Annotated in this window: 19 protein-coding genes; 11 read left to right on the forward strand and 8 right to left on the reverse strand. The window is 65.6% G+C overall.

The window, feature by feature from the left end; translation table 11 throughout:
* Positions 1–82 precede the first annotated feature (82 nt).
* Positions 83–367 (forward strand): WXG100 family type VII secretion target, encoded by a 285-nt coding sequence (locus tag VGG53_RS09585; RefSeq protein ID WP_331517005.1) that lies wholly within the window; start codon positions 83–85, stop codon positions 365–367.
* Between the two features lie 77 nt (positions 368–444).
* Here the strand turns inward: VGG53_RS09585 and VGG53_RS09590 are convergent, their stop codons facing one another.
* Positions 445–1,461 carry a hypothetical protein gene (locus VGG53_RS09590; RefSeq protein WP_331517818.1) on the reverse strand — a complete coding sequence of 339 codons (1,017 nt, stop codon included), beginning with the start codon at positions 1,459–1,461 and terminating at the stop codon, positions 445–447.
* 116 nt (positions 1,462–1,577) lie between these two features.
* Between VGG53_RS09590 and VGG53_RS09595 the strand changes: the two genes are divergently transcribed.
* Positions 1,578–2,588, forward strand: coding sequence for an Rv2578c family radical SAM protein (locus VGG53_RS09595; protein WP_331517833.1), 1,011 nt, complete (start codon positions 1,578–1,580; stop codon positions 2,586–2,588).
* A gap of 1 nt (position 2,589) precedes the next feature.
* Here the strand turns inward: VGG53_RS09595 and ypfJ are convergent, their stop codons facing one another.
* Entirely contained in the window at positions 2,590–3,471 is an 882-nt protein-coding gene (gene ypfJ, locus VGG53_RS09600; RefSeq protein WP_331517819.1) for a KPN_02809 family neutral zinc metallopeptidase, read from the reverse strand.
* 259 nt (positions 3,472–3,730) lie between these two features.
* Between ypfJ and VGG53_RS09605 the strand changes: the two genes are divergently transcribed.
* From VGG53_RS09605 to VGG53_RS09615, 3 genes are read left to right on the forward strand one after another with little or no spacing between them, the layout of a single operon-like run.
* Positions 3,731–4,780: a 3-oxoacyl-ACP synthase III family protein gene (locus VGG53_RS09605; RefSeq protein ID WP_331517820.1), complete on the forward strand. Its 1,050-nt coding sequence runs from the start codon at positions 3,731–3,733 to the stop codon at positions 4,778–4,780.
* Positions 4,781–5,896 carry a sulfotransferase gene (locus VGG53_RS09610; protein WP_331517821.1) on the forward strand — a complete coding sequence of 372 codons (1,116 nt, stop codon included), beginning with the start codon at positions 4,781–4,783 and terminating at the stop codon, positions 5,894–5,896. It begins immediately after the preceding gene.
* Positions 5,897–5,946: 50 nt separating this feature from the next.
* Positions 5,947–7,473, forward strand: coding sequence for a hypothetical protein (locus VGG53_RS09615; RefSeq protein ID WP_331517822.1), 1,527 nt, complete (start codon positions 5,947–5,949; stop codon positions 7,471–7,473).
* 48 nt (positions 7,474–7,521) lie between these two features.
* Here VGG53_RS09615 and VGG53_RS09620 read toward each other — a convergent pair whose 3' ends face one another.
* Positions 7,522–8,403, reverse strand: coding sequence for an oxidoreductase (locus tag VGG53_RS09620; RefSeq protein WP_331517823.1), 882 nt, complete (start codon positions 8,401–8,403; stop codon positions 7,522–7,524).
* Here VGG53_RS09620 and aspS point away from each other — a divergent pair.
* Positions 8,402–10,267 carry an aspartate--tRNA ligase gene (gene aspS / locus VGG53_RS09625; protein ID WP_331517824.1) on the forward strand — a complete coding sequence of 622 codons (1,866 nt, stop codon included), beginning with the start codon at positions 8,402–8,404 and terminating at the stop codon, positions 10,265–10,267. The genes VGG53_RS09620 and aspS overlap by 2 nt on opposite strands.
* Before the next feature lie 178 nt (positions 10,268–10,445).
* Here the strand turns inward: aspS and VGG53_RS09630 are convergent, their stop codons facing one another.
* Positions 10,446–10,874 (reverse strand): transglycosylase family protein, encoded by a 429-nt coding sequence (locus VGG53_RS09630; protein WP_414688930.1) that lies wholly within the window; start codon positions 10,872–10,874, stop codon positions 10,446–10,448.
* A gap of 235 nt (positions 10,875–11,109) precedes the next feature.
* Complete coding sequence (locus tag VGG53_RS09635; protein ID WP_331517825.1) at positions 11,110–11,508, reverse strand: MmcQ/YjbR family DNA-binding protein; 399 nt, start codon at positions 11,506–11,508, stop codon at positions 11,110–11,112.
* 117 nt (positions 11,509–11,625) lie between these two features.
* Here VGG53_RS09635 and VGG53_RS09640 point away from each other — a divergent pair, with 117 nt between their 5' ends.
* Together VGG53_RS09640 and VGG53_RS09645 are read left to right on the forward strand one after the other, a co-directional pair.
* Positions 11,626–12,534: a transglutaminase family protein gene (locus tag VGG53_RS09640; protein ID WP_331517835.1), complete on the forward strand. Its 909-nt coding sequence runs from the start codon at positions 11,626–11,628 to the stop codon at positions 12,532–12,534.
* The gene (locus VGG53_RS09645) at positions 12,527–13,582 is read left to right on the forward strand and encodes a putative zinc-binding metallopeptidase (protein ID WP_331517826.1); all 1,056 of its coding nucleotides are present in this window, start codon (positions 12,527–12,529) and stop codon (positions 13,580–13,582) included. Before VGG53_RS09640 ends, VGG53_RS09645 begins: the two co-directional genes overlap by 8 nt.
* 12 nt (positions 13,583–13,594) lie before the next feature.
* Here the strand turns inward: VGG53_RS09645 and VGG53_RS09650 are convergent, their stop codons facing one another.
* Complete coding sequence (locus tag VGG53_RS09650) at positions 13,595–16,258, reverse strand: circularly permuted type 2 ATP-grasp protein (protein ID WP_414688931.1); 2,664 nt, start codon at positions 16,256–16,258, stop codon at positions 13,595–13,597.
* Positions 16,259–16,327: 69 nt separating this feature from the next.
* On the opposite strand from VGG53_RS09650, the gene VGG53_RS09655 reads away from it, so the two are divergent.
* On the forward strand, positions 16,328–17,164 hold the full coding sequence (locus tag VGG53_RS09655) for a DUF3097 domain-containing protein (RefSeq protein WP_331517828.1): 837 nt from the start codon (positions 16,328–16,330) through the stop codon (positions 17,162–17,164).
* A 57-nt stretch (positions 17,165–17,221) separates the two neighbouring features.
* Here VGG53_RS09655 and VGG53_RS09660 read toward each other — a convergent pair whose 3' ends face one another.
* Positions 17,222–18,202: a hypothetical protein gene (locus tag VGG53_RS09660; RefSeq protein WP_331517829.1), complete on the reverse strand. Its 981-nt coding sequence runs from the start codon at positions 18,200–18,202 to the stop codon at positions 17,222–17,224.
* A gap of 116 nt (positions 18,203–18,318) precedes the next feature.
* On the opposite strand from VGG53_RS09660, the gene VGG53_RS09665 reads away from it, so the two are divergent.
* Positions 18,319–19,665, forward strand: a complete 1,347-nt coding sequence (locus VGG53_RS09665; protein WP_331517830.1) for a replication-associated recombination protein A — start codon at positions 18,319–18,321, stop codon at positions 19,663–19,665.
* An 86-nt stretch (positions 19,666–19,751) separates the two neighbouring features.
* Here the strand turns inward: VGG53_RS09665 and VGG53_RS09670 are convergent, their stop codons facing one another.
* Positions 19,752–20,414: a GntR family transcriptional regulator gene (locus VGG53_RS09670; protein WP_331517831.1), complete on the reverse strand. Its 663-nt coding sequence runs from the start codon at positions 20,412–20,414 to the stop codon at positions 19,752–19,754.
* Positions 20,415–20,483: 69 nt separating this feature from the next.
* Here VGG53_RS09670 and VGG53_RS09675 point away from each other — a divergent pair.
* A partial coding sequence (locus VGG53_RS09675; protein WP_331517832.1) for an NtaA/DmoA family FMN-dependent monooxygenase occupies positions 20,484–21,517 on the forward strand: 1,034 nt, incomplete at its 3' end.

The following is a 21,517-nucleotide window of genomic DNA, read 5'->3' on the forward strand; positions in this document are numbered from 1 at the left end:
AACAACTACGAGTCCCAAGAGCAGGCCTCCCAGCAGATCCTGTCCAGCTAGCCGATCACCGAAACCTCATAGGAGAACACTCATGTCGATCAACTACCAGTTCGGTGATGTCGATGCCCACGGCGCACTGATCCGCGCCCAAGCCGCCAACCTGGAAGCCGAACACCAGGCCATCGTGCGCGATGTACTGGCCGCCGGCGACTTCTGGGGCGGCTCAGGCTCGGTGGCCTGCCAGGAGTTCATCACCCAGTTGGGCCGCAACTTCCAGGTCATCTACCAACAAGCCAACGCTCATGGCCAAAAGGTGCAAACCGCCGGCAACAACATGAACAGCACCGACTCGGCCGTCGGTTCCAGCTGGGCCTGACGCTTTACCAAGTGGGGGTCGGAACGCACCGGGCATCGTGATGCCCGGTGCGTTTTCTTTTCGCCACCGTCCGGCGGCTATTCACTGACCGCTACGCAAGCACCGAGGATCGTGGTGGAAGCAAAGTTGGCCGCATTGGCCAGATGGTTGTCGGTCGGGGTGTAGGTCGGCAGCGCAGTGACGAAGGCGCGCCGGTACTGGGCCGAGAGATTCGCCAGGTCCTGAAAGACAGCGTTATCGCTTTGCCGGCCAAGCTGTTCCAGTTTGCCGGCGAATGAGTTCATCACCGGGCCCACCGCGTAGTTGATCGCTTTCTGCTCTTTGTTCCAATAGATCGACGGGACATTGGGATCCAATTGCTGCCACGCGGCGGTCTGCTTGCCGAACTCGTTCAACGCCGACTTCCAGTCGGGGCAAACGGGATTGTCCGTGGTGAGGAAGGGCTGCGGGTTCGCGAGGTTGCCCACCGGGGCGATGTCGGACGGTGGCAGCGACGGGGAGACCAGCGGCCCGCGGGCCGCGGCCGGACCGTCGCTGATGGCGGCGCAGATCGCTCCCAGCGCAGACGAGGCGCTGTTTGCGGCGCCGGCCAAATTGTTGTCGGCCGGGGTGTATTTCGGGATCCGATCGGTGTAGGCGCGCGCGTAGGCGATGAACTGCTGGTAGAGCTCACGCATCACCCGGTGCGGCGTCAGCTTGACCAAGCCGACAGCTTGCGCCGCCGCGCCGCGCATCGACTGTCCGGCTGCGATGAATTGCGCACGCTCCTTTGGTGTCCAGGCCGACGCAGGCACCGACCGGTCCCGGTCATTCCAAAGCCCCTGACCACCGTTCGCGAGTTGATTGTTGATCGACGTCCACGCCGTACAACTGGGATCGTCGGTGATCACCGCAACGGGGCCGATGTCTTTCGCGCTGGCCACCGCGGCTGTCTCCGGGCTCGGACCCTCCGGGCCTTTCGGTGCTCCCGAATCCCCGCCGCCGAACAGCAGTACCGCGGCGACGATCGTTGCCAAGACCGCCACCGCGGCCACCCCACCCATTGCCCACTTGAGATTTTTGTTGCCTTGTGGGCCGTCAGTATCAGACGTCACGATGGTCCAGCTTAAATGACAACCGGCCCGCCGCAGGCGTATTGGCCACGAGCGGTCACGGCGATCGCAAGACGAACACGCTTGACATCGTCCCGAACATGCGTTCGAATAGGCTCATGCGATGGGACCGCCAAAGCATTGGCGCCGACGACGGCGCGCTGCCCGGGCTGGAGCGCATCGGTTTCGTCCGAAGTGTGTGCACGCCGCAGTTCGAGGACATCACATTTCACGAGGTCTTGTGCAAGTCGGCGCTGAACAGAGTTCCGCATGCCGCGGCATTGCCCTTCCAGTACACCGTCAACGGATACCGGGGCTGCTCGCACGCTTGTAGGTACTGCTTCGCCCGGCCGACGCACGAGTATCTGGATCTGGACTGCGGCAACGACTTCGACACCCAGATCATCGTCAAGACCAATGTGGTAGCTGTGCTTCGTCGCGAACTGGCCCGACGGTCGTGGCGTCGTGAGGCGGTCGCGCTGGGCACCAACACCGACCCCTATCAACGCGCCGAGGGCCGCTATGCATTGATGCCCGGCATCATTGGCGCGCTTGCGGTGTCGGGCACGCCGATGTCGATCCTGACCAAAGGCACGCTGCTGCGCCGTGATCTGCCGCTCCTCGTTGACGCTGCTGACCAGGTGCCGGTCAGCCTCGCCGTCTCCCTGGCGGTCGGCGATCCTGAGCTCCACAAACAGGTGGAGCCCGGCACGCCCGGGCCGCAGGCCCGCCTCGGATTGATCACCGCGATCCGCGAAGCGGGCCTGGACTGCCACGTGATGGTGGCGCCGGTACTGCCTTATCTGACGGATTCCGTCGAGCATCTCGACGGCCTGCTGCGGCAGATCGCGGCGGCGGGGGCCGTCGGCGTCACGGTGTTCGGCCTGCACCTGCGCGGATCGACTCGGGGCTGGTTCCTGTCATGGTTGACGCGCACCCACCCTCAGCTGGTCGGCCGGTACCGCGAGTTGTACCGAAGCGGAGCCTATTTGCCGTCGTCATACCGAGACGAGCTGCGGGCACGGGCGACTCCGCTGATCGCCAAATATGGGCTGGCCGGCGATCAGCGACGGTTCGATGTCGCCCCTGCCCGACAAGTCGTCGAGGCGGTTCAGCCGGCACTGTTCTGAGTTAGTGGAGGTTTGGGTCGCTGAAGGTGTTGCACTGGTTGGGGTCACCGGTCTGGTAGCCAGCGGTGAACCAGTGCTGACGCTGCTCCGAGGAACCATGCGTCCACGACTCGGGGTTGGTGTGACCGGTGGCGGCTTTCTGGATACGGTCATCTCCCACCGACGCCGCCGCCGATAGCGCATCGGCAATATCCTTGTCGCTCAACGGTTCCAGGAAGGGAACGCCGGTGCTCTCTTGCTTGATGGTGGAGGCGTAGTGGGCCCACACTCCGGCGTAGCAGTCGGCCTGCAGCTCGGTCCGCACGCCGTTACCGCCGGCGCCCTGAGCGCCCTGCTGCGCGCGACCGAGTGAGCCCTGTAGATCCTGCACATGGTGCCCGAACTCGTGAGCAACCACGTATTCCTGTGCCAATGGTCCACCGCTCGAACCGAACTGGGTGCGCAAAACGTCAAAGAAGCCGGTGTCGAAGTACGCGGTTTTATCTACCGGGCAGTAAAAGGGTCCGACTTCGGTGCTGGCCACTCCGCAGCCGGTGCTGACCTGACCGCTGAACAGCCGGACGCGGGGCCGGGTGTAGCCCGGCATCAGCTGCTTCCACACCGCGTCTACGGAGTTGCCGGTGGCGACCACACGGCACTGCACATATTGGTTGGCATCGGCTCCGGTACGGCACTTGCTCAGGTCAAACCCGGGTGCGACGTCCTGACTGGCGCTCGTCGGCAACTGGGTCGCCACTTTGCCGGGGTCGACCCCGAGCAGCAGGGCTACAACGAGGAACAGCAATCCGCCCAGTCCGCCGCCGATCGCAATGCCGCGCCCGCCACCGCCGCCGGACGCCGACGTCGTGCTGGTGTCGATCTGCATACCCTCGTTGAAGGTCATCGCACTCTCCGTTGCGTCTGTCGGGTGGCCTGTAGCCCGGCGAGATCAGCTTCGCACACTACGATTCGGGCGCGCCCGATCCCGACCCGAAGCGACGCTCGGGGTGGCAGGACACCCCGCGACTTGAACTAAATTTCTGCTGAGAAGAATCGCCGAGCTGAAACTTTCTTGAAATCGGCGTTGAAACCCCCTCTAAAGGGTAATTTTGGCCCCTAAATGGGCGGCCGCGCCAAGGCGGTCTCAGCGAATGGAGGCCTGCGTGTCTCAGAAATCCAAGGGAAGTTCTCAGCTTCCGTGTATGTACCTGTCGAGGCCTGCGGTTGTCATTCCCGACACCGCCCTCGACAACGAGACAGTCTTGTCACGCGTCCGCGAAAATTTCCGTGGGCCGGAATCCGAATGGGATTCGATTGCCCAGGGCGTCGAGTACGTCCTGGGCCGATGTAACACCCAGGTCCGCTATGTCGACCCGGATCAGACGCTCTCGCCCGGCGAGTTCGCGTCCCGCGCGGCGACCGCCTGCCTCTTCGAGAACGGCGTCGAAGCGTCCGAGGTCGACCTTTTGCTTTATGGGGGAATTGCGCGCGAGGCCTTCGAGCCCGCCACCGCGGCCGAGGTGGCGGGCCGGCTGGGCGCCACGCCACTGCATGCGTTCGACGTGACGTGCGCCTGCGCCGGGCTCGTCGAGGCGATACATGTCGTCGCCGGTTACTTCTCCCTGCACCCCGAGATCAAGACCGCCCTGGTCTGCGCCGGCGAACTATGGCGCGACCGGGTCAGTTATGACCTGCAATCGCTCGACGACGTCGCGAACCTTGCCGCCGGCCTGACGCTGGGGAACGCCGCCGCGGCATTTCTGGTGACTCGCGAGTCGCTGCCGGCGGGCAGCGCGCGGCTGCTGGGCTTCCGGCACAAGACGCTCGCCGAGCACTATGACCTGTGCTCGGCGCCGGTCGACGGCCACTTCGTCTCGCGCTCCAAAGAGTTGTTCGCGCTCGCCGTGCACGTGCCGCCGGAGGTGCACAACCTGCTGGCATCGACGGGATGGGCGGCCGAAGACGTCGACCACTACATCTTCCACCAGCCCAGCCAGGCGATCCTCGAGCGCGTCTTCGACGCACTCGGTGCGCGGCCCGAGGCGTGCGTGCATACCCACTCGCTGTACGGGAATACCGCCAGTACCTCATGGGCGGTCGCGCTGAACCACCGGCTGAAGCACGGCACCGTCAACAATGGTGACAAGCTCGTTATCGCAAGTGCCGCATCGGGTTTCACGATCGTGTGCGCCTCTGCGGTATGGGAGAGCTAGATGCAGCACTATCTGCGCGTCTACCGGGTGATCGGCAAAACGTTCGGGCTGTGGTTCCGCCCGCTGGGTGCATTCGGGCTTTTGCAGTTGCGCCAGGCGATTTCGGCGATCACGCTTGGTCTGGACTACGTGTTCTACCCACGTCATCGCAAGCAGGTGATCGACCGGCCGATCTTCATCATTGGCAATCCGCGCAGCGGCACGACCTTTCTGCATCGGCTGCTGGTCGGGGCCGGCGACGTGGCCGCTCTCGAATTGTGGGAGATGTTGTTTCCCGCGATCACCGCGCGCAAGCTGCTCGGCGGAATCGTACCGCGGCTCGATAAGCTGTCGCCGGCCCGCTATCACCCGTCCGACGTGCACGACACCAGCCTGCGCGGCATAGAGACCGACGACGTGGCCTGGTTCTTCCGCACCATGAGTGGCCCGTTCGCGTGGGCGTATTTCCTAGCCTGGCAAGATAATTGGGGCAGTGAGCTGTCGCGCCGCGAATTCGCCATCGACGGTGTGACGCAGCGCGAGGAAGACCGCTTCTTTAATTATTACGAGGCATGCTGGCGGCGAAACCTGACGCTCAAGCGTGCCGACCGGGTGCTGGCCAAGACCAGCATGCTGACGATGCGCCTCGATGCGGTGCTGCGACGCTACCCGGATTGCAAGCTCGTGTACGTCATCCGCGACCCGGTCGAGGTCATCCCGTCCGGAATGTCGTTGCTCGCCAGCGTGCTCGAGAACGGCTACGACGTGTGGAACCGCACCAAGGAATCCGACCAGCGCAGGTGGCTGGAAAACCTGTATCAGGCGTCCTGCGACATGCTGCGCTACTTTCACGACGCGCATGCGGGTGGCAAAATCCCTGAACGCAACTTGTGCGTGGTGCGTTACGAGGACCTGATCAACGACCTCGAACCGACCATGGAGCGCATCCTCGAGTTCATCGAGGTAAAGCCCACCGAGGCTTTCGTCGACGAGGTGCGCGAGCAGGCGGAGCGACAGCGCAACTACACCAGCAGCCACGGGCATTCGCCCTCGCAGTTCGGCCTGACCCCGGAACGGATCCGGGCCGACCTCGGATTCGTCTATGAAGCATTCGGCCTGCCGGACAGAACCGGCTGATGCCCGGGCCGCAGCTTCATCAACAAGGAACAATCTGAAGGACTGAACAAATGGGTAAGCACTCTATCGAGAAGCGTGACAACACCTCGAGCACTTCGCTTTTCGATATCCGAGTTGGCTTAGCCGCCGGCCAGGCGACTTCGATGTCGAGTCGGCGTCGTACGCGAAAAATCGGGGCGACTGCCGGTGGACTGCTCGGGTTGGCCTTCCTCCCGTTGGCTGTCGCCCACGCCGATGACTGGACCGTCACCCCTGACCCCGGTTACACCGAGACGATCACCGGCATTTACGGGCACGGCTTCAGCGGAGGGGACACCGCTCCTCCCGCGGTGGCGGGCAGCCTTCAGGGCGACCAGGTGTTCGACTACACCAGCCCGACCGGTGGCAGCGGGACATTCTACGGCTTTGAGAGCTACTCGAACGACGGCCTCGGCGGACTCAACGCTGAGGTCTACGTCGCCCCGGTACCTCTGGACCCGGACAGTCCGTATGCCGACGTGAGCTACACCGGTGAGCCGCCGGTGGGTTCGGTGTTCGACACCTACTCCTTGGACGCCGGCCTTGGTCTTTCCACCAATGTCTACTCCGCCATCCCCAACGGCGACGGCACCGCCACCATCACGGACACGTTGACCACCTCGACCGGAACGATGGTCATCCCCACCACGTTCGACGCCGCCGACGGTTTGATCGCCGACGCGGGGGGCGTGGGCGTCGGCAACGGCGGCACCATGGAACCCGTTGGCTCCCAGCTTGTTACGTCGATCAGTGGAATCCCGCCGCTGACAGCGGCCCTGCAGGGCACCCAGGACTTCAACTTCTTCAATTCAGCCGGAGATGTGGTGGGCAAAGTCGCGACGGTCGACACCAACACAACAGACGCCGCCGGCACCTACACCGAGGCCGTCCTCATCACCTCCGACAACGGCTTGACCAACGTCGGCACCAGCGCCGCGGATGTTCCGGCGGAGGGTTCGATTTTCAACACGATCAACTTCTATGGTCTCGTCAATGTCTACTCGGACTTCGTCTCGCCCGGCGGAGATCACTACTTGGATACGTTGTATACCCCGTTGGGGAATTACGTCATCCCGATCAGCATGGATGCGGCCATGGCGGAGACGCTCAGTGATTCGCCGGTCACGTTCGCAAACGGGATGACGTTCGATCCGACCAGTGAACTGAACTTCACTGGCATCAACGGACTTCCACCGGTGGACGTCGGGGTTCAAGGTGTCCAGGACTTCAGCTTCACAGACGGTGCCACAACGGGGACTTTCACCGCCGACGTGACAAACACGTTGGACCAATTCGTTGACTCCACCGAGACAATCCTGGTCACCTCGTCCTCAGATCCGGCAGTCTTGCCAGCCGGTTCGGAGTTCGAAGTCGTCAATTTCGGCTCCGGATTCGAAAGCATCTACTCCGACATCGCCTCGTCGACATCCGGAGGCAACACGATATTGGAGACGCTGGTGACCCCCTTCGGCGACATTCCACTGCCGCCCGCCTTCGACGCAGCGGCGGGACTTTTCAACGACATGTTCAGCATCATTGCGGGCGGGAACGCCTTGTGAGCTGCTTGTGAGCTGTCGCCAAGTCTACGGCGTCCGTTCCGAATTCGATTATCCCGGGCCGTCACTGGCCGCCGCCAACAGCGGCACCAGCACATCGCTGAGAGGTGTCGCGATTCCATGTGCGCGTGCTTTGCGGATGATCACCCCGTTGCGGATGTCCCACTCCTGCGGCCGGCCCGATTCGCGGTCGGCCAACATCGAGGTGCCCATATCGGTGGGCGCCCGACGAAACATCTCCACCGTGCCGCCGGCGACGTCGTCGCCGAGCTGCGCCCCCTCGGCCCGCGCGACTTCGAGGCATTCCGCGGCGTACCGGGCCGCCAGGTCGGCCAAGTCATCGCGGCGGAACATTCCGGACCGCCGGCCGGTGAGCACCATCAGGCCGGCCACCGCGTTGACCAGAAGCTTGCGCCACGCGGCCGTGGTGAAGTCGGGGTCGCAGTCGGCAGTGCCTCCGGCGTCGCGCCACAACTCGGCGAACGTGGTCGCGGCGGGCCCGGTCGGCAGCGCCAGCCGGGCTTCCCCGCGCAGTCGCACCCAGCCCTCGGGCTGCGTCTCGGCTGAAAACCAGACGATGCCGGGGACGACCGTCGACGACGAACACAGCGGCTGCACCTGCTCGGTCTGCTCGACGCCGTTCTGCAGGACCACGACGATGGTGTGCTCATCACACAGTCGAGCCAGCCAGCGGGCAGCCTCGGCGTTCTGGGTGGCTTTGACTGCTAGCAGGACCACCCCGGCAGGGCCGGTGATCTCGGCGGGATCGGTGCAGACCGGGCCCGGCACCGTGATCGAATCGGCGTCGTCAGGCCGCAATTCGAGCTGCGGCCGCGCCGTCCGCCCGCAGACCGGAACCCGGTGGCCGGCGGCGAAGAGGTAAGCGGCGACCGTGGTGCCGACGGCGCCCGGACCGACAACTGCAATATCCATGGTTATCCCCGAAATTACCGCCTCTAGACTGAGCAGTCGTTTCCACCGTCCTCGAGGAGTATTTGTGCTGCGCAGTCACGCCGCGGGTTCATTGCGAGCCACCGACGCCGGTCAGCAGGTGACGCTGGCCGGATGGGTCGCGCGTCGGCGCGACCACGGCGGGGTGATCTTCATCGATCTGCGCGACGCCACCGGGGTATCCCAAGTGGTGTTTCGCGCCGACGACGTGCTGGCCCAGGCCCATCGTCTGCGTGCCGAGTTCTGCGTGGCCGTCGAGGGTGTCGTCGAAATCCGCCCGGAGGGCAATGCCAACGCCGAGATCGCAACCGGCGAGATCGAAGTCAACGCGACGTCGCTGACGGTGCTGGGGGAGTGCGCGCCGCTGCCGTTCCAGCTTGACGAGCCCGCCGGCGAGGAAGTCCGGTTGCGCTACCGCTACCTCGACCTGCGCCGTGAGGCTCCCGGCGCTGCAATTCGGTTGCGCTCCAAGGTAAATGCCGCGGCGCGCGGTGTGCTGGCGGCGCACGACTTCGTCGAGATCGAGACGCCGACCATGACGCGCTCGACCCCGGAAGGCGCACGCGACTTCTTGGTGCCGGCGCGGCTGCAGCCCGGATCCTTCTATGCGTTGCCGCAGAGCCCGCAGCTGTTCAAGCAGCTGCTGATGGTGGCCGGCATGGAGCGCTACTACCAGATCGCCCGCTGTTATCGCGACGAAGATTTCCGCGCCGACCGCCAGCCGGAATTCACCCAGCTCGACATGGAGTTGAGCTTCGTCGAGGCCGATGACGTCATCGCGGTTTCCGAACAGGTGCTCAAGGCGGTGTGGGCGTTGATCGGCTACGACGTTCCGCTGCCGGTGCCGCGGATCAGCTACGCCGACGCGATGCGACGGTTCGGTTCCGACCGACCCGATCTGCGGTTCGGGCTGGAGCTGGTCGAATGCACGGAGTTCTTCAAGGACACCACTTTCCGGGTGTTTCAGGCGCCGTATGTGGGTGCGGTGGTGATGGCGGGCGGGGCGTCGCAGCCGCGTCGCACCCTGGACGGGTGGCAGGAGTGGGCCAAACAGCGTGGCCACAAGGGGTTGGCCTACGTGCTGGTCGGCGACGACGGCACGCTGAGCGGCCCGGTGGCCAAGAACCTGTCCGACGCCGAACGCGCAGGCCTGGCGGCGCACGTCGGCGCCCGACCCGGCGACTGCATCTTCTTCTCGGCCGGGCCGGCGAAAGCATCGCGCACGCTGTTGGGTGCGGCCCGGGTGGAGATCGCGCATCGGCTCAACCTGATCGACCCCGACGCCTGGGCGTTCACCTGGGTGGTGGACTTCCCGCTGTTCGAACCCGCCGATGAGGCCACTGCCGCCGGCGATGTCGCGGTGGGCAGTGGCGCGTGGACCGCGGTGCATCACGCGTTCACCTCGCCCAAGGCCAATTCGGAGGCCACCTTCGACAGCGACCCGGGCAACGCGCTGGCGGACGCCTACGACATCGTCTGCAACGGTAACGAAATCGGTGGCGGCTCAATTCGTATCCATCGCCGTGACATCCAGGAGCGGGTGTTCGCGATGATGGGAATCGGCGCCGCCGAGGCACAGGAGAAATTCGGATTCCTGTTGGATGCGTTCACCTTTGGCGCCCCGCCGCACGGCGGTATCGCGTTCGGCTGGGATCGTATCGTCCAGCTGCTGGCCGGCGCCGATTCCATCCGCGAGGTCATCGCTTTCCCGAAGTCCGGCGGCGGAGTCGATCCGCTGACCGATGCCCCGGCACCGATCACCGCCCAACAGCGCAAGGAGTCGGGTATCGACGCGCTGCCCGAGCCGCACCGAGATGCTTTCGCCAAGCAGAAGCCAGGGTTGTGATCGAGTCTCCCACCACGACCCTCGCTTCTGTTTCGCGACGTTGACACACCTCGCGGCGGAATAGCAGCCGGCGAGTTAGCCCCGGCAGGTAGTTAGCCCCTCAACGGACCGGCCGCAGCGCCTGATCACGGGGTAATCTCGTCGCCGATCTCAGGACGGTCACTCCGCTGCGAATTGGCTAGTGCGGGACCAGCGACCACAGCGTCTGCAGCGTGCCGCGGAACGGGTGCAGCACGATGTTGACGATTTGGATCGGGAAGAGCTGGCCGTTCCCGCCGCACTTGGGCCATGCGCCGGGCCCCTGGGTGGCAAGCACCCGGTTGGCCACCGCGATCTGCTGGTCCCGTGATGCCATCGCCGGATCGCCGACCCCGCCATTGGCGGCCCAGGTAGACGGCTTGAATTGCAGTCCGCCGTAGAACCCGTTGCCGGTGTTGGCGTGCCAGTTGCCGCCGGATTCGCATTGCGCCACGGCGTCCCAGTTCATGCCGTCCGCGTAGGCCACTCCGGTGGTCGGGTTGACCAGGAGTGTGAGACCCAGGACCACAAACGTCGCTATCACGAGGTGCTTGCACATCGTGCTCAGTAGCCCACCTAAATGACTCATTTAACACTTCTAACAAACTGAAGTGAAAGGAGTCAATGAGTGGGACTTTAGCAATTCAGTGAGATTATTGTTAAGAAAGGCGTGTTGTGTTGCTATTGCTCATTTGAGTGAAAGAACAACACTATTGATGCAGTTTATAACTAGAGAGATATATGTGAATTGAGTTATCTAGTCGTGATGGAGTGAATTAGAGTGGCTTGTGATACTGCTGTTACTAAAGTGACGGGTGGTACGGCTAGGTTGGCCGGTCGAACTCCCCGAGAAACTCTTCTACCAGGCGTTTTGGTGCCTGCGTCAGCCAAGCCTCGACGATCAGCTCCCCCAGCCCGTACTCGTCGATCGCGGCAAGCTTCACCAGGACGGCGGGATAGCCGTCGAAATGCGGGGTAGTGAAGTACAGCTCGGGTTCGTCGGCGATCAACGCGAACTTGACGCCCTCGTCAGCCACTCGGACCGCGAGAATGTCTCCCTGGGGTGGGTCGATTCCGAGCGCGGTCAGCGCCTCGTGGTCGGACTTGCGCAGCGGACGTTCCCAAGCGATCAGCTTCTTGCCGACCCGCCATTCGTGCGGCGACCGCTCCTCGATGAGTTGCAGCTCACCGACGACGCCGGCGACGTCGTCCCAGGTAGCCATGACCTATTGTGCTCCCGTGACGGGGGTCAGAGGCGCCGATCACCTTGCACCGATGCGCGCGCTCTTGCGGCTCACTAGTGTTGCAGCGTGACATCGCCGGATCAGCACCCGACGGGCATGGGCGCGCGCTACCGGATCACCCATCGCACCGAATATCGCTACTCGGACGTGGTGACCAGCTCCTACGGTCGTGGTTTCCTGACCCCGCGGGACCTGCCGCGGCAACGCTGCCTGTTCCACGAGCTGACGATCTCGCCCGCGCCGGCCGACAGCTCGACGAGCCCCGACAGCTACGGCAACATCAGCTCGTATTTCCACGTCACCGAGCCGCACCAGACGCTGACGGTCACCGGCGAGTCAGTGGTCGAGGTGTATCCCTCGCCACCGGAGCGCTGGGGTGGCGGACCCGCACTGGCCGGCTGGGAGCACGCCCGTCCCACAGGCCCACGGGGTGCCCTGGCCACCGAATTCGCTCTCGACCTCAATCCGCCCGAGATCACCGACGAAGTTCGCGAGTACGCCGCGCCCAGCTTTGTCCCCGAACGACCGCTCGTCGAGGTGCTGCGCGATCTCACCTCGCGGATCTACACCGATTTCACCTATCGCTCCGGTTCGACCACAGTGTCGACCGGAGTCAACGAGGTTCTCGCAGCACGGGAAGGGGTATGTCAGGACTTCGCGCGGCTGGCGATCGCCTGCTTGCGCGCCAATGGTTTGGCAGCCAGCTATGTGTCCGGGTACCTGGCCACCGAGCCGCCGGCGGGAAAGGATCGCATGATCGGTATCGACGCCACTCACGCCTGGGCCGCGGTGTGGACGCCGCAGCCGGCCGGCCAATTCGAGTGGCTGGGTGTGGATCCCACCAACGACCAGATGGTCGACGAGCGGTACGTCGTGGTCGGGCGGGGCCGCGACTACGCCGACGTACCGCCACTACGCGGCATCATCTACACCAAATCCCGGAACAGCGTGATCGACGTCGCGGTCGACGTCGTGCGTTACGAAGGTGACGAGTTGTATGCGTGACTTCCACTGTCCCAACTGCGGCCAGCGGCTGACTTTCGAGAACTCCGCGTGTCTGTCGTGCGGAAGCGCGCTGGGTTTCTCGCTCGCCGAAATGGCCCTGTTGGTGATCACCACGGGCGACGACGCCGACCACGCCGGCTTCGTCAGCGCGAGCGAATACGAGCTCTGCGCCAATCGTTATCTCGCTGAATGCAATTGGCTGGTTCCGATTCATCAGCCGGGCGGGCTCTGCGCATCGTGTGCGCTGACCATCGAGCGACCCAATGATGCCGATACCGCCGGGCTGGCGGAGTTCGCCCGGGCTGAGGCGGCCAAGCGCAGGCTGGTCGCCGAGCTGCACGAGCTGAAGCTGCCGATTGTCGGGCGTTACCAGGACCCCGACTACGGCTTGGCCTTCCGGCTGTTGTCCAGTGCACACGAGCAAGTGCTGACCGGGCATGAAAACGGGGTCATCACATTGGATCTGGCCGAGGGCGACGACGTGCACCGCGAGCAGTTACGAGTGGAGATGGACGAGCCCTACCGCACCCTGTTGGGGCACTTTCGGCACGAGGTAGGGCATTACTACTTCTACCGACTGGTCGCCCCGTCCACTGAGTTCGTGACCCGATTCAAGGAGCTGTTCGGCGACCCGCACACCGACTATCAGCAGGCGCTGGACCGGCATTACAGCGAGGGTGCGCCGGCAGGCTGGGAAAAGACGTTCGTGTCGTCGTATGCGACCATGCACCCGGCCGAGGACTGGGCCGAGACCTTCGCGCATTACCTGCACATCCGCGACACGCTGGACACTGCTGCGTGGTCGGGTTTCGCGCCGGCGACGGCCACCTTCGATCGACCGGTGTTGGGGCCCAGCGCTTTTCAAACCATCATCGACATGTGGCTGCCCGTGTCGTGGTCGCTGAACATGGTGAACCGATCGATGGGTCATGACGACCTGTACCCGTTCGTGCTGCCTGCGGCAGTGTTGCAGAAGATGAAGTTCATCCACGCCGTCGTCGACGAGGTGACGGCGGTATCGGGCAAGTCCGATCCGGTCAGCGCCTGAGCCTGGCCGCGATCATGGCATCGCCCGACGCTCGTCACCACCCCAGAGTGGTTGCATACCACCGGGTAGGGCCAGCTGCGTCGCGGTGATCACCTCGGCCAGCTCGCGCAACGCGCCGTGCGCAGCGGTCAGCAGTTCGTCGAGCCGCCTGCGGCGTCCGCTGGCGGAGATCTGTTCGAGTTCGACCGGATGCGAGCGCCGCAGCAAGGTACTGATCTCGGCGACCATCCGCTGTGGCCGCGACGACCCCGACGAGCCGGGCAGGTCGCCGAGGTCGGTCCGCAGTCGTTCCAGTTGATACACCAACGACCGCGGGTTCGTCGCGTCGAAAAGCATCAACTCGGCCAGGGCTGCCACGCTGACCTGACCCGCGGTACGGCGCCGATAGATGACCGCGGATTCCGCTGCAATCAGGGTTGATTCGATGACCGTCCGCTCGGCTGCCGGGGGTCGGACGGTTGTCACGGTGGCGTCCAGCAGCGCGGTCAACCCCAGCCCGCGTTCGATGCGCTTGCCGATGTCCATTATCGTCCAGCCGACATCCTGAACCATCGACTCACCGGCCACCCCGGCCAGCGTCAGCATCCCGACCAATGCCTGCGACTGCGCATTCGCCAGTACGGCGTCGGCCTCGGCGAGTGAGTCAGGCGGCTCGGAGTTGTGCGCCAGCGCGCGCTCGACTCCGGCCAGCACTACCCAGGTGTCGCTGGACAACTGGTCGCGCACCGCCCGGGCGGCCAGCGCCAGCCGGTCCACCGACTGCACCAGCGAGCCGGGCCGGTCGCGGTCCATGGTCAGCGACCACAGCGTCGACGGGGCGATCGCGATCGTTTCGGCCTGGTCACCTGGTCCGGGGTCGGTCCCGGTGATCCGCCCCAGCGCGGCCATCAGCACTGGGATGCACTGGCTTTCGGGGATCTCCTGGCGATGGCGGAATTCGTAGTAGCGCCGTCGGGCCGCGATCAGCAACCGGGCCATGTTCTCGGCCCGTTCGCCGTAACGTCCCATCCAGAACAGGTCGGAGAGCACGCGCGGCGAGCTGACTCCCAGGGTGCCCGCGCCCGCCTTCGCGGGCGCTTCCGGGGTCGGCAGGGTGACCGCCTCGGTTCGCGAGCGCTCGGTGGGACGTACCCAAACATCCTTTGCGGCAACGGTTTGCAACGTATAGGCAGCGGGCCCCGGCGCCAGCACGTAGCCCAGGCCGCCGAGCATCGGCGCGTACCCGCCGCGTTGGGCGACGCTGAACAACCGCATACCCACGCCACCCGCCGAGAACTCACCGCCGTGGCTGATGGGCGCCGAGGAGAACTGCGGCAGTTCCTGGCCGACCCATTGCCACGGCATTGCGGTGATGCAGGCAGCGAGCTCGGCCAGCCGGCCCGCCGAAAGTGTCGGGCCGACAAGCGTTTGCCCGCCGATGGTCGGCCTGATCAACAACGACGAAAGGTTCGCGAGCAGATGCGAGCGTTCACGGTCGATGCCGCCCCAATAGCTCTGCGCGCTGGTCAGCAGAAGCGACTCGCCGAGCAGCAGCGCGGCCAGCTCGGGCAGAAACCGTTGCAGCCCAGCACTTTCCAGGATACCGCTGCCCACAGTGTTCACCACGGTCAGCGTCCCGCGGTGTTGCGCCTCCACCAGCCCGGCCACCCCGAGCCGCGAGTCGGTGCGCAGATCGAGTGGGTCGGTATAGGTTGCGTCGACGCGGCGGAACACTACGTCGACGCGTTTGAGTGTGCCCAGGGAACGCATCCACAACTTGCCGTCGCGGACCACCAGGTCCGCGCTTTCCGCCAGTGGGAAACCCAGCAGCGTCGCGAGATACGCCTGATCGAACGAGGTTTCGGAGTAAATGCCCGGACTGAGCACGGCGACCACCGGGTCTTGCACGCCGTCGGGCGCCGCGTCGATCAGCGCCAGCCGCAACGCCTGGGCGAACGGTGTCGTCGGCCGTGGTCCGACCCCCTCGTACAGGTCGGGTAATGCCTGTGCGAGAACCCGTCGGTCGGCAAGTGCGTAACCCGCCCCCGACGGCGCCTGGGTCCAGTCGCCGTTCACCTGGAAGCTGCCGTCAGACCGGCGACTGACATCGCAGGCGTGCATGAACAGTTGATGGCGCCCCGGCACTTCGATTCCGTTGGCGGCGCGCACATAACCGGGGTGGGCGAACAGCAGCTCCGGTGGCAGCACGCCTTCGGTGAGCGAACGCCGGCTTCCGTACAGGTCGGCGAGCACGGCGTTGAGCACCCGCGACCGTTGCACCAGCCCGGCCTCGAGCGCGTCCCAATCCGTCGCCGACACCACCAGCGGCAGCGGATCCAGACGCCAGGGCCGCGGATCGCCGTGGATGCCGGGCTCGTTGCCGGGATCGACGCCGGTGTAGGTGATGTCGTCGTTGTCCACCAGCTGGCGCACCGCCGAGCTCAGCCGAGTGAGCCCCGCCCGGCCGCGGTCGCCGACCACGTCGGCAAGCTCGCTCAATGCCGGGCGCACGTTGCCGGCTTCGTCGACGAACTCGTCGTAGCCGATGACCGGCCCGCGTAAGCCGGGCGGGCGGGGGTCGAACAGCGCTTCCTGGGTGCGCGCCGCGCGATATCCGGCCAGCAGCCGGTCGATGTCGGTGCGGTGGTGAAAAGCTCCCTCCGGCCCGACTTTGATGGTCATAGACGCAAATCTCATCACACCGGCCAGCACGCCGCAGCGCGGCGCTACCGGGTTTGGCCGCCGAGTCTTCCTAGGATCGCTCGGGTGGATGATCGTTACGGTTCCGATGTTCTCGCGCGCGACCCGCACAACTCGCGCAAGGCCCGGTCGGCTGAATTGCCAATAGAACTCGGCATGGTCGTGGAAGATGCGCAGACCGGCTACGTCGGTGCGGTGGTGTGCGTCGAATACGGCCGGATGGAGCTCGAGGACCGGCAGGGACGCCGCAAGCCGTTCCCGGTCGGCCCGGGATATCTCGTCGAGGGCAAGCCGGTGATCCTGACCGCGCCGCGATGCCCGTCAGCCAAGGCCGCCACCCGCACGGCATCGGGCTCGGTGGCGGTGACCGGCGCGCGTGCCCGGGTGGCCCGGACCGGCCGGATCTATGTGGAAGGCCGTCACGACGCCGAGCTCGTCGAGCAGGTCTGGGGCGACGATCTGCGGATCGAGGGGGTGGTGGTCGAATACCTCAGTGGCGTCGACGATCTCGTCGGCGTCGTCGAGCAGTTCCGGCCGGGCCCGCAGCGCCGGCTGGGCGTGCTCGTCGACCACCTGGTGCCCGGCTCGAAGGAATCGCGACTGGCCGACGCGGTGCGCCGCGGCCCGGGCGGCGCACACACCTTGGTGGTGGGGCATCCGTTCGTCGACATCTGGCAAGGGGTCAAACCGGCCCGGTTGGGCTTGACCGAGTGGCCGGCCATCCCACTTGGAACGGACTGGAAACACGGCATCTGCCAGGCCCTGGGCTGGCCGCACAGCAACCACGCCGACATCGCCGCGGCCTGGCGCCGCATCCGCGGCCGGGTCCGGGACTGGACGGACCTCGACGCCGCGCTGATCGGCCGGGTGGAGGAGCTGATCGACTTCGTCACCCAGCCGTGACGCGCCAAGGCGATCGCAAGCGCGGCGAAGCCGGGCGCAGCGGGTCGCCGTGACGACTCAAGGGGTCGGTGCTGCCACCTGACCGCCGGAGAGCCGACGGTAGGTGTACACCTGGATCAGCAGCGCCACCGGGCCGGCCACCAGGATGCCGACGCCGCAGGCGAGGAAGCCCAGCACTACCAGTAGACCCTGCACCAGGAAAGACACCAGCGTTTCACCGATGTGCGCCCGAACGGTGCCGATGCTGGCCTTCAGCGCTTCGACCGGGGGCAGCCCGCGATCTGTCGCGAACGCGATCGTGAACAGCGCGAAAAAGGTGAAGACGACGATCGCCAGGAACGACAACAACGCGAAAAGGAAGCTCGGCAGCAGCGACACCACATCCAACACCGCGCTGATCACGCTGAGCAGTGCGCCGGCCAGAACCACGTTGCCGAAATTGCGCGGCTTGAAGAACGAGCTCACGGTGACCGGTCTGCCGTCAGCGAGGTCGAGTCCACCGGACAGGAACGCGGCCTGCACGAAAATGCCGAACACGAACGACACGATCGACAAGACAAGCGTGCCACCCGTGCCCAGGCCCGCCGTGAACGACGCGGCGTAGTCGCCGTCGACACCTGTCGTGTCGGCCGTGGCGCCGCCCAGCAGCACGAACACCAGAGCATGTACCGCGACACCGACCACGGCGTATATCAGCGCCGCCAGGATCAGCGCGCCCAGATTCTTGCTGAACTTATTCCAGGCCCAGTTGAACGCGTCACCGATGTTGAAGCCCGACCCGGGCGGCGGCCCGAAGCCCGGGGGAGCCGGATAGCCTGACGGTGGCCCGTAGCCAGGTGGCGGAGGGTAGCCGGGGGGTGGCCCGTAGCCGGGAGGTGGTGGCGGTGCGCCGTATCCCGGCGGGGGACCTGGCGGCGGTCCGTAGCCGGGCGGGGGACCTGGAGGAGGGCCGTACCCGGGTGGCGGGTAGTTGCCCGGATTGGGGTTTCCGCCCCACGGCTCGCTCGGGTTGCCGGGGTACTCCGGAGGTTGGCTCATAACCGCTCCTGCCTCGTCGTCGGGGAGTTGTGCAGGCGTGCTCCGCGAACTTAGCAAGTATTCAGCGGCCCCGCTGCGAGCGCACGCTGGGCGCTGACATGTCACCGTGGCGTGGTATGCCTGACACCGTGTCCGACGGTCTGTTCGACGTCCCCGACGGGACCGATCGTGGCGAGAGCCCGCAGGGTGGATGGGCCGGCGCGCCGCTGGCCGTGCGGATGCGCCCGGCCAGTCTCGACGAGGTGGTCGGACAGGATCACCTGCTGCAGCCCGGCTCGCCGCTGCGACGTCTGGTCGAGGGCTCGGGCATGGCGTCGGCGATCCTCTACGGCCCGCCGGGTAGCGGTAAGACAACGTTGGCCGCCCTGATTTCGCAGGCCACCGGGCGCCGGTTCGAGGCGCTGTCGGCGCTGTCGGCCGGGGTCAAAGAAGTCCGCGCCGTTTTGGAAGGGGCACGGACGGCGCTCCTCAGAGGCGAGCAGACCGTGCTGTTCATCGACGAGGTGCACAGGTTCTCCAAGACCCAGCAGGACGCGTTGCTGGCCGCCGTGGAGAACCGGGTGGTGCTGCTGGTGGCGGCCACCACCGAGAACCCGTCGTTCTCCGTCGTGGCTCCGCTGCTTTCGCGGTCTTTGATCCTGCAGCTGCACCCGCTGTCCGCCGACGACGTCCGCGTGGTCGTGCAGCGCGCGATCGACGACGGGCGCGGCCTGGACGGTCGGGTGCCGGTGACGCCGGAGGCGGTCGAGCTGCTGGTCCGGCTGGCCGCCGGCGACGCCCGCCGCGCGTTGACCGCGCTGGAGGTGGCCGCCGAGGCGGGGGAGCAGGTCACCGTCGAGACCGTCGAGCAGTCGCTGGACCGGGCCGCGGTCCGCTACGACCGCGACGGCGATCAGCACTACGACGTGGTCAGCGCCTTCATCAAGTCGGTGCGCGGCTCCGACGTCGACGCTGCGTTGCACTACTTGGCCCGCATGCTCGTTGCCGGTGAGGACCCGCGATTCATCGCCCGTCGGCTGATGATCTTGGCCAGCGAGGACATCGGGATGGCCGACCCGATCGCGTTGCAGACGGCGGTTGCTGCGGCGCAGACCGTCCAGCTGATCGGCATGCCCGAAGCTCAGCTGACGCTGGCGCATGCCACCACATACCTGGCCACCGCGCCCAAGTCGAATGCCGTGACTACCGCGCTGGGCGCGGCGATGGCCGACATCAAGGCGGGCAAGGCCGGGCTGGTGCCGCCGCATCTACGTGACGGGCACTATTCGGGCGCGGCGGCGCTGGGCAATGCGCAGGGCTACAAATACTCCCACGACGACCCGGATGGCGTTGTGCCCCAACAGTATCCGCCTGATGATCTGGTCGGCGTCGACTACTACCGGCCCACCGGCCGCGGGGCCGAGCGGGAGATCAGCGGTCGGCTGGACAAGCTGCGGGCGATTATCCGGCGCCGACCCGGGTAGCAAGCCCCAGTTGCGCCGCCAATCAGAAGCCAGGGCTGTGGATTGACGCGAAACCACAGCCGTGGGTTCTGTTTCGCGTCGGAGAGCTAGCCTTCGGTACCCGCCTGCTCCAGCCAATCGGCCAGCGACCGACCGGCGTCCAGCACGTGGCGCTCGGCGATGTCGCGGGCCTTGTCGGCGTCCCGATCAGCCAGCGCCGACACCAGCGCCTGATGCTCTTCCAGGGCGTTGTGCTCGTGCTCGGGGAACATCGCGAAGAAGTTCGACGGCACCACCCGGACGGCCTGACGGATCTGCGCCATCAACCGTCGGGAATGGGATGCCCGGTGAATCTCGCGGTGGAAATCCCAATTCGCGTCGACGATGCCGCCCTCGCCGGCGTGCGCCTCGACGTCGGTTGCCAGCGCGTGCAGGCGCTCGATGCCATCGTCGGTGACCCGCTCGGCGGCCCAGGCGGCGGCCTGCCCGGTTAGCACGCCCAGAATCGTGAAGCTGTCCAGCACGTCCTCGGGGCTCATGCCAATCACGGTGATACCGCTGCGTGGCGCGACACGCACCAGACCGTCGTACGACAGCTCGAGCAAGGCCTCGCGCACCGGGGTGCGGCTGGTGGCGAATTCCTTGGTGATCGCATCAAGGTCGAGCCGGGCACCGGCGGGCAGCGCGCCGGTGAGAATGCGATCGCGCAGCTCGCGTGCGGCACGCTCACGCACTGTTCCGGCGATATCAACACCGTCGTTCGGGGTCATGACAAGGACCTTAAGGCAGGTGCGGATCTGACACTTGAAATCTAATATATCAGATGTTAGACATCAATAATGACCACACGACAAATGGCACTCGTCGCCTTTATGCAAGCGGGCAGCACGTCGGTGTATGCGGGCTCATGGCGTCACCCCGCCACCGAGCACGGTTACCTCGACGCCTCCTACTACGCCAAGATCGGTCGACAGCTCGAAGAAGGCTGCTTCGACCTGATGTTCTTCGACGACCGGCTGGCCATGCCCGGCATCTACGGCGGTTCGGTCGCCGACGCCGTCAAATACGGCGCGCGACCGGTGAAGCTGGACCTGTCCATCGTCTTGGGCGTGCTGGCGCAGGCAACCTCGCACATCGGGCTGGGCGCGACCGGCTCCACCACCTACTACACGCCATTTCACATCGCTCGCACCTTCGCCACCCTCGACCATCTGTCCGGTGGCCGGGCGGCGTGGAACATCGTCACCTCGGTCAACGACAGCGAGGCGCAAAACTTCGGCCTGGACACACATTTGGGCCACGACGCCCGCTACGACCGCGCCGAGGAATTCCTCGAAGCCACTGCCGGGCTGTGGGACACCTGGGAAGACGACGCGATCCTGCACGACCGGGTCAACGGCATCTATGCCGACCCGGACAAGGTGCACGAGCTACACCACGCCGGTAAGTTCTTCTCGGTGCGCGGGCCGCTGACCGTGCCGCGCACCCCGCAGGGCCGGCCGGTGCTCATCCAGGCCGGGTCGTCCGGTCGCGGACGTGAATTCGCTTCGCGCTGGGCTGATTTGATCTTCACCGGCGACCCGGGTATCGAGGTCGCCCGCAACCACTACGCCGACCAGAAAGAGCGCATCGAGGCCGCGGGCCGCGACCCGCAGTCGGTTAAGCTCTGCCCGATGGCTTACGCCGTGGTCGGCGAGACCGAAGATCACGCCAAAGAACGCGAACAGGTTTTCCTCAACGACCTGGTGCACCCGATGGCGTCGCTGACCCTACTCTCGGAGCTGATGAACTACGACTTCGCCAAACACGACCTCGACGATCCGATCACCGATGAGCTCATCGAATCGGTGTCGGGAATTCGCGGGCTGGTGCA

This window comes from Mycobacterium sp. (genome assembly GCF_036490025.1).
Taxonomy (GTDB): domain Bacteria; phylum Actinomycetota; class Actinomycetes; order Mycobacteriales; family Mycobacteriaceae; genus Mycobacterium.

What these genes read in the sequence shown, in the direction of transcription:
- VGG53_RS09585 (WP_331517005.1), top strand. Translation starts at nt 83, where the DNA reads ATGTCGATCAACTACCAGTTCGGTGATGTCGATGCCCACGGCGCACTG.
- VGG53_RS09595 (WP_331517833.1), top strand. Translation starts at nt 1,578, where the DNA reads ATGCGATGGGACCGCCAAAGCATTGGCGCCGACGACGGCGCGCTGCCC.
- ypfJ (WP_331517819.1), bottom strand. Translation starts at nt 3,471, where the DNA reads ATGACCTTCAACGAGGGTATGCAGATCGACACCAGCACGACGTCGGCG.
- VGG53_RS09610 (WP_331517821.1), top strand. Translation starts at nt 4,781, where the DNA reads ATGCAGCACTATCTGCGCGTCTACCGGGTGATCGGCAAAACGTTCGGG.
- VGG53_RS09615 (WP_331517822.1), top strand. Translation starts at nt 5,947, where the DNA reads ATGGGTAAGCACTCTATCGAGAAGCGTGACAACACCTCGAGCACTTCG.
- aspS (WP_331517824.1), top strand. Translation starts at nt 8,402, where the DNA reads ATGGTTATCCCCGAAATTACCGCCTCTAGACTGAGCAGTCGTTTCCAC.
- VGG53_RS09620 (WP_331517823.1), bottom strand. Translation starts at nt 8,403, where the DNA reads ATGGATATTGCAGTTGTCGGTCCGGGCGCCGTCGGCACCACGGTCGCC.
- VGG53_RS09630 (WP_414688930.1), bottom strand. Translation starts at nt 10,874, where the DNA reads ATGAGTCATTTAGGTGGGCTACTGAGCACGATGTGCAAGCACCTCGTG.
- VGG53_RS09635 (WP_331517825.1), bottom strand. Translation starts at nt 11,508, where the DNA reads ATGGCTACCTGGGACGACGTCGCCGGCGTCGTCGGTGAGCTGCAACTC.
- VGG53_RS09640 (WP_331517835.1), top strand. Translation starts at nt 11,626, where the DNA reads ATGGGCGCGCGCTACCGGATCACCCATCGCACCGAATATCGCTACTCG.
- VGG53_RS09645 (WP_331517826.1), top strand. Translation starts at nt 12,527, where the DNA reads ATGCGTGACTTCCACTGTCCCAACTGCGGCCAGCGGCTGACTTTCGAG.
- VGG53_RS09650 (WP_414688931.1), bottom strand. Translation starts at nt 16,258, where the DNA reads ATGAGATTTGCGTCTATGACCATCAAAGTCGGGCCGGAGGGAGCTTTT.
- VGG53_RS09660 (WP_331517829.1), bottom strand. Translation starts at nt 18,202, where the DNA reads ATGAGCCAACCTCCGGAGTACCCCGGCAACCCGAGCGAGCCGTGGGGC.
- VGG53_RS09665 (WP_331517830.1), top strand. Translation starts at nt 18,319, where the DNA reads ATGCCTGACACCGTGTCCGACGGTCTGTTCGACGTCCCCGACGGGACC.
- VGG53_RS09670 (WP_331517831.1), bottom strand. Translation starts at nt 20,414, where the DNA reads ATGACCCCGAACGACGGTGTTGATATCGCCGGAACAGTGCGTGAGCGT.